The following is a 6,585-nucleotide window of genomic DNA, read 5'->3' as shown; positions in this document are numbered from 1 at the left end:
GAAGGTCGACACCTACCGCGCCTCCGGCGCCGGCGGCCAGCACGTCAACAAGACGGATTCGGCGATCCGCATCACCCATATCCCGACCGGCGTCGTCGTCGCCTGCCAGAACGACCGGTCGCAGCATCGCAACCGGGCCATGGCGATGGACATGCTGCGCGCCCGCCTCTACGAGCGCGAACTGAAGATCCGGGAAGCCCAGGCCGACGCGCTGAACGCCGAGAAGACCGACATCGGCTGGGGCCACCAGATCCGCAGCTACGTGCTGCAGCCCTACCAGATGGTGAAGGACCTGCGCACCGGCGTGGAGACCAGCGCCTCCTCGGCGGTGCTGGACGGCGACATCGACCAGTTCCTGGAAGCCTCGCTCGCCGCGAAGCTGAAGGGGCAGGGCGAGGACCTGCAGACAGCATAAGCCTTCCCGGAGCGGTGCCGACGGTGCCGCCCCGCCAGACCGGAATGAGACGAACAGGCCAGATCCGATGACCGAGACCATTCCGATCCTCGACGGCATCGCCGCGATCCGCGACCGCTACGACGCCTTCATCGTCGATCTGTGGGGCGTGGTGCATGACGGGGTCACGCCCTATCCAGGCGTGATCGAGTGCCTGCAGCGGCTGCGTGCCGACGGCAAGCAGGTGTGCCTGCTGTCGAACGCGCCGCGGCGGGTCGGGTCGGTGGTGCAGCGCCTGGCCCAGATCGGCGTGCCGGAGGATTGCTGGGACGCCATCCTGTCCTCGGGCGAGGCGGCGCATCTGGCGCTGGCGGCGCGCGACGACGACTTCCATCAGGCGCTGGGCGAGCGCTTCCTGCATCTCGGCCCCGAGCGCGACGCCGATGTCTATGAGGCGGTCGACGACGTCGTCCGGGTCGACCGCCTGGACGACGCCGAGTTCGTGCTGAACACCGGCATCGACGACCCCGACGAGCGGGTCGAGGACCATGCCCCGCTGCTGGAGGCCGCGGCCGCCCGCAAGCTGCCGATGATCTGCGCCAACCCGGACATCGTCGTCATCGTCGGCGGCAAGATGCAGATCTGCGCCGGCGCCCTGGCCCAGCACTACGAGACGCTGGGCGGCACCGTGTTCTATCACGGCAAGCCCCACCCGCCGGTCTATCGCCGCTGCTTCGAACTGCTGGGCCGGCCCGACCCGGCGCGGGTGCTGGCGATCGGCGACAGCTTCCACACCGATATGGCCGGCGCGGCCGCGGCCGGGATCGACGGCCTGTTCGTGATCGGCGGCATCCACGGCGCCGAGCTGCGCGACGCGGCCACCGGCCGGCCGGACGCGCACAAGCTGGCCGCCGCCGCCGAACGGCACGGGCTGCGGCCGGCGGCGGCCGTGGAGCGGCTGAACTGGGACGGCCTGATCTAACTCGCGGAGGTCGGCTTCGCCGGCGCGAATCCGACCCGAGTACTACGCCCGAGCCCCGATGACGCCTTCCAGCGCCGCGGCCAGCAGGGCCGGCGGGGTCTGGACCGAGGCGTGGACCGGCGGCTGCACCGGCGCAGGCCGGCGTGTCAGCTCACGGAAATAGCACAGCACGAACACCCGCAGGGCCCCGGTCAGGCCGCTGCCCTTGCGGGCAGCATCGATGCGGGTGCAGATCTCGTTCAAGCCGATCTGCTCACGCGCGCAGATCTCCATCAGCCCGTCCCAGAACACGACTTCCATGCGGACGCTGGTGCGTCGGCCGGCAACCGTCACATTGCGGCAGATCGACAGCGGGTCCGCATCGCGGGCAAGAGCTCCATTATGACCCATCGTCACCTTTCCGGGCCCGCTGCCCCGGACAACGGGGCCATGGGCGACATCAAATGCTCGTCATTATGTCGAATAATTACCGCTTCCGCGCAAAAAGGTGAACTGGGGATTACGCTTTTCCGTACCGATACGTTGCGCTTAGTGTCGCGGCATGGCCGCGACGGGGGGCGCTTAGTGTCGCGGCGCTGCCGCGCTCAGTATCGCGGCACGGCCGCAACATCAGCGCAGACCTCGAATTCCACCTGCACCGTGGCGTGGCCGACGCCGAAGCGGTCGCGCAGCAGTCGGGTCACCGCGCCGACCGCTTGGTCGCAATCGGCGCCCTCGCGCAGCTTGGCGTGCAGGGTCACCACCGGCCGATCCGGGGTCAGGGTCCAGGCGTGGATGTGGTGGACGTCGATCACCTCGGGCACCTCCTCGAGGATCGCCGCGCTCAGCGCCGCCTCGTCGATCCCGCCGGGCGTGCCCTCGACCAGGACATGGCCGGATTCGCGCAGGATCGACCAGGCGCTGCGCAGCACCAGCAGCGACACCAGCACCGACAGGATCGGGTCGACCGGCGTCCAGCCGGTCAGGAGGATCACCGCGCCCGCGGCCAGCGCGCCGACCGAACCCAGCAGGTCGCCCATCACATGCAGCGCGGCGCCGCGCAGGTTCAGGTTGCTGCGGTCGCCGCCCTGCAGCACCCGGAAGGCCACGAGGTTGGCGACGAGACCGGCGGCGGCGATGCCGATCATCAGCCCGCCCTCGACCGGCGCCGGCGCGGCCAGCCGGCCCGCGGCCTCGACCACGATGGCGACGACCACGGCCAGCAGCACGATGCCGTTGGCGAAGGCCGCCAGCACCTGCACCCGGCCGTAGCCGTAGGAGCGGCGGGCGTCGCGCGGCCGCCGCGCCATCCGCGCCGCCAGCCAGGCCATGGCCAGCGCCGCGGCGTCGGTCAGCATGTGCCCGGCATCGGCCAGGAGCGCCAGGGAGTTGGCGATCCAGCCGCCGCCCGCCTCCAGCACCATGAAGCCGGCGGTGATGGCCAGCGCGATCAGCAGCCGCCGCTCGCCATCCGCCCCCTCGGGCATGCCGTGATGGTGCCCGTGGTGCTGGCCCGGCCCGTGGTCATGCGCCGCATGATCGTGGCCGGATCCGGGCCCGTGCTCGTGCGGCGCCGCCCCGGCGGCGTGATCATGCGGCATTCCGACCTCCGGAGGATGCGAATCGCTCGCGCCACTCTACATCCGGCCCTGCGGCATGAAAAACCCGCCCGGATGCCGGTTGCACACCCCCTACCGCTATGTTAGATGACGGCGCGCCGAGCGTAAGGGGTGGGCCTCGGACGGCCTTTTGTTGTGCGACAGAGCCCCCCGAACATTCGGCGGTCGTGGCCTCCTGCCACGATCGAACAAACGATCGAGGGACGATCGGTGGCAGCTACAGGGTCAGGACTTTCCGGCTTCGCATCCAGCTACGCGACGGCGCTCTACGCACTCGCCGATGAGGGCAAGACGCTCGACCAGACCGCGGATGACCTCCGCGGTCTGAAGATCGCCCTGGCCGAGAGCGAGGATCTTCGCCGTCTGGTCCGCAGCCCGCTGCTGTCGCGCGACACCCAGGGCCGGGCCATGGCCGCGGTGGTGGAGCGGGCGAACGTGTCCGACCTGGTCCGTCGCTTCATCGGCCTGCTGGCGCGCAACCGCCGCCTGTTCGCCCTCGACGCCATGATCGACGCCTTCCTGGCCGAGCTGGCCCGCCGCCGCGGCGAGGTCACCGCCGACGTCACCGCCGCCACGGCGCTGACCGACCGGCAGACCGAGGCGCTGGTCGACCAGCTCAAGAAGGCCATGGGCGCCAAGGTCCAGGTCAATGTCAAAATCGATCCCGCGCTGCTCGGCGGGATGATCGTCAAAGTCGGCTCGCGCATGGTCGACAGCTCCCTGCGCACGAAACTGGCCAAGCTGCAGCTCGCGATGAAGGGGACCGTCTGATGGACATCCGTGCCGCCGAAATCTCTGCGATCATCAAGGATCAGATCGCCAATTTCGGAACCGAGGCCGACGTCGCCGAGGTCGGCCAGGTTCTGTCGGTCGGTGACGGCGTCGCCCGCGTCTACGGGCTCGACAACGTCCAGGCCGGCGAGATGGTCGAGTTCCCGGGCGGCATCAAGGGCATGGCGCTGAACCTCGAGACCGACAATGTCGGCATCGTGATCTTCGGCGAGGACCGCGACATCAAGGAAGGCGACACGGTCAAGCGGACCGGCGCCATCGTCGAGGTCCCGGTCGGCCGCGGCCTGCTGGGCCGCGTGGTCGACGCCCTGGGCAACCCGATCGACGGCAAGGGCCCGATCACCGACGCCAAGATGAGCCGCGTCGAGGTCAAGGCCCCGGGCATCATCCCGCGCAAGTCGGTGCATGAGCCGATGCAGACCGGCCTGAAGTCGATCGACGCGCTGACCCCGGTCGGCCGCGGCCAGCGCGAGCTGATCATCGGCGACCGTCAGACCGGCAAGACCGCCGTCGCCATCGACACCATCCTGAACCAGCGCGAGATCAACAAGAGCGGCGACGAGAGCCAGAAGCTCTACTGCATCTACGTCGCGGTCGGCCAGAAGCGCTCGACGGTCGCCCAGATCGTCAAGACGCTCGAGGAATACGGCGCGCTGGAATACACCATCGTCGTCGCCGCCACGGCCTCCGAGCCGGCGCCGCTGCAGTTCCTGGCGCCCTACACCGGCGCCGCGATGGGCGAGTTCTTCCGCGACAACGGCATGCACGGCCTGATCATCTATGACGATCTGTCCAAGCAGGCCGTGGCCTACCGCCAGATGTCGCTGCTGCTGCGCCGCCCGCCGGGCCGCGAGGCGTATCCGGGCGACGTGTTCTACCTGCACAGCCGCCTGCTGGAGCGCGCGGCCAAGATGAACGACGAGCACGGCAATGGCTCGCTGACCGCGCTGCCGGTCATCGAGACCCAGGCCGGCGACGTGTCGGCCTACATCCCGACCAACGTGATCTCGATCACCGACGGCCAGATCTTCCTCGAGACCGGCCTGTTCTATAAGGGCGTCCGCCCGGCCATCAATGTCGGCCTGTCGGTCAGCCGCGTCGGCTCCGCCGCCCAGATCAAGGCGATGAAGCAGGTCGCCGGCCGCATCAAGCTCGAGCTCGCCCAGTATCGCGAGATGGAGGCCTTCGCCCAGTTCGCGTCGGACCTCGACGCCTCGACCCAGAAGCTGCTGGCCCGCGGCGCGCGCCTGACCGAGCTGCTGAAGCAACCCCAGTTCAGCCCGCTCCCGGTCGAGGAGCAGGTGGCGTCGATCTTCGCCGGCGTCCGCGGCCATCTCGACAGCGTCCCGACCAACCGGGTGCAGGATTTCGAGAAGGGCCTGCTGGAGTCGCTGCGCGACGACGGCAAGGCGATCCTCGAGGACATCCGCAACGAGAAGCAGATCTCGCCGGCGAATGAGGAGAAGCTGACCAGCTTCATCGTCAACTACGCCAAGACCTTCGTCTGATCGGCGGTCGTTCCCTCCACATCGATTGAAGGCGGGGCGCCATGCCGTCGTTGAAGGACCTCAGGAACCGGATCACCAGCGTCAAGTCGACGCAGAAGATCACTGCGGCCATGAAGATGGTCGCGGCGTCGAAGCTGCGCCGCGCCCAGGAGCAGGCCGAGGCCGGGCGGCCCTATGCCGACCGGATGGAGCGGATGCTGACCGGCCTGGCCGCCGTCGCCAAGACGGCGGGCCAGGGCCCGAAGCTGATCGCCGGCACGGGCAAGAGCGACGTGCACCTGCTGCTCGTCATCACCTCCGACCGCGGCCTGGCCGGCGCGTTCAACGCCACCGTGCTGCGTGAGACGCGCAAGCAGATCCGCGAGCTGCAGGGCCGCGGCAAGACGGTGAAGCTGTTCACCGTCGGCCGGAAGGGCCGTGACAACCTGCGCCGCGACTACGCCAACCTGATCGTCGAGAGCGTCGTCGACATCGGCCGGCCGAAGCTGGGCTTCGCCGATGCCAACGGCATCTCGGACCGGATCCTGGCGATGTTCGAGGGCGGCGAGTTCGACGTCTGCTCGGTCGTCTACAACAAGTTCAAGTCGGCGATCGCGCAGATCATCACGGTGCAGCAGCTGGTGCCGGTGGCGCTGCCGGCCGTGGCCGAGGATACGGCCTCGAACATCGTCTACGAGTTCGAGCCGAGCGAGGAGCAGATCCTGGCGGAGCTGCTGCCGCGCAACCTGGCGATCCAGATCTACAAGGCGCTGCTCGAATCCGCCGCCTCCGAGCAGGGCGCGCGCATGACCGCGATGGACAATGCGACGCGCAACGCGGGCGACATGATCAAGCGGCTGACGCTGGTCTACAACCGGACCCGCCAAGCCTACATCACCAAGGAGCTGATCGAGATCATCTCGGGCGCCGAAGCCGTCTAACGGCGCCCCGCTGATCCACCGATCGCTTGAAGACAGTTCGAGGAGCGTGAGCACCATGGTCGAGACCCAGACCGGAAGCAATGTCATCGGCCGCATCAGCCAGGTTCTGGGCGCCGTGGTGGACGTCCAGTTCGATGGCGAACTGCCGGCCATTCTGAACGCCCTGACCACCGAGATCGGCGATCGCAAGCTGGTGCTCGAGGCGGCGCAGCATCTCGGTGAGAACACCGTGCGCTGCATCGCCATGGATTCGACCGACGGCCTGGTCCGCGGCGCCAAGGTGCTCGACACCGGCAACGCCATTTCGGTGCCGGTCGGCCCGGAGACGCTGGGCCGCATCATGAACGTGATCGGCGAGCCGATCGACGAGCGCGGCCCGATCGCCGCCAAG

7 protein-coding genes and 1 pseudogene are annotated in these 6,585 nt (G+C 68.8%); 6 read left to right on the top strand and 2 right to left on the bottom strand.

Going from position 1 to position 6,585, the window contains the following annotated elements:
• Together ABDW35_RS29130 and ABDW35_RS29125 are read left to right on the top strand one after the other, a co-directional pair.
• Positions 1–415 (top strand): peptide chain release factor-like protein (locus tag ABDW35_RS29130; RefSeq protein ID WP_343717351.1); only part of this gene is annotated, 415 nt, incomplete at its 5' end.
• 67 nt (positions 416–482) lie between these two features.
• Positions 483–1,376 carry a TIGR01459 family HAD-type hydrolase gene (locus tag ABDW35_RS29125; RefSeq protein WP_343717350.1) on the top strand — a complete coding sequence of 298 codons (894 nt, stop codon included), beginning with the start codon at positions 483–485 and terminating at the stop codon, positions 1,374–1,376.
• 42 nt (positions 1,377–1,418) lie between these two features.
• Here the strand turns inward: ABDW35_RS29125 and ABDW35_RS29120 are convergent, their stop codons facing one another.
• On the bottom strand, positions 1,419–1,766 hold the full coding sequence (locus ABDW35_RS29120; protein WP_088153885.1) for a ribbon-helix-helix domain-containing protein: 348 nt from the start codon (positions 1,764–1,766) through the stop codon (positions 1,419–1,421).
• 194 nt (positions 1,767–1,960) lie between these two features.
• The gene (locus ABDW35_RS29115) at positions 1,961–2,956 is read right to left on the bottom strand and encodes a cation diffusion facilitator family transporter (protein ID WP_343717349.1); all 996 of its coding nucleotides are present in this window, start codon (positions 2,954–2,956) and stop codon (positions 1,961–1,963) included.
• Positions 2,957–3,184: 228 nt separating this feature from the next.
• Here ABDW35_RS29115 and ABDW35_RS29110 point away from each other — a divergent pair, with 228 nt between their 5' ends.
• The 4 genes and pseudogenes from ABDW35_RS29110 to ABDW35_RS29095 form a co-directional block, all read left to right on the top strand.
• Positions 3,185–3,745 carry a F0F1 ATP synthase subunit delta gene (locus tag ABDW35_RS29110; protein ID WP_343717348.1) on the top strand — a complete coding sequence of 187 codons (561 nt, stop codon included), beginning with the start codon at positions 3,185–3,187 and terminating at the stop codon, positions 3,743–3,745.
• Entirely contained in the window at positions 3,745–5,274 is a 1,530-nt protein-coding gene (gene atpA / locus ABDW35_RS29105; protein ID WP_343717347.1) for a F0F1 ATP synthase subunit alpha, read from the top strand. Before ABDW35_RS29110 ends, atpA begins: the two co-directional genes overlap by 1 nt.
• 41 nt (positions 5,275–5,315) lie before the next feature.
• A complete protein-coding gene (locus tag ABDW35_RS29100; protein ID WP_343717346.1) occupies positions 5,316–6,194 on the top strand; it encodes a F0F1 ATP synthase subunit gamma in 879 nt (292 codons plus the stop codon).
• A 55-nt stretch (positions 6,195–6,249) separates the two neighbouring features.
• Positions 6,250–6,585: pseudogene (locus ABDW35_RS29095) on the top strand (F0F1 ATP synthase subunit beta); the annotation flags it as partial.

The sequence above is a fragment of the Inquilinus sp. genome (assembly GCF_039594555.1).
Classification (GTDB): Bacteria; Pseudomonadota; Alphaproteobacteria; order DSM-16000; family Inquilinaceae; genus Inquilinus.
This window is presented reverse-complemented; position numbering and strand designations above follow the sequence as displayed.

Coding starts and splice junctions, on each gene's coding strand:
- ABDW35_RS29125 (WP_343717350.1), top strand. CDS start 483: ATGACCGAGACCATTCCGATCCTCGACGGCATCGCCGCGATCCGCGAC.
- ABDW35_RS29120 (WP_088153885.1), bottom strand. CDS start 1,766: ATGGGTCATAATGGAGCTCTTGCCCGCGATGCGGACCCGCTGTCGATC.
- ABDW35_RS29115 (WP_343717349.1), bottom strand. CDS start 2,956: ATGCCGCATGATCACGCCGCCGGGGCGGCGCCGCACGAGCACGGGCCC.
- atpA (WP_343717347.1), top strand. CDS start 3,745: ATGGACATCCGTGCCGCCGAAATCTCTGCGATCATCAAGGATCAGATC.
- ABDW35_RS29100 (WP_343717346.1), top strand. CDS start 5,316: ATGCCGTCGTTGAAGGACCTCAGGAACCGGATCACCAGCGTCAAGTCG.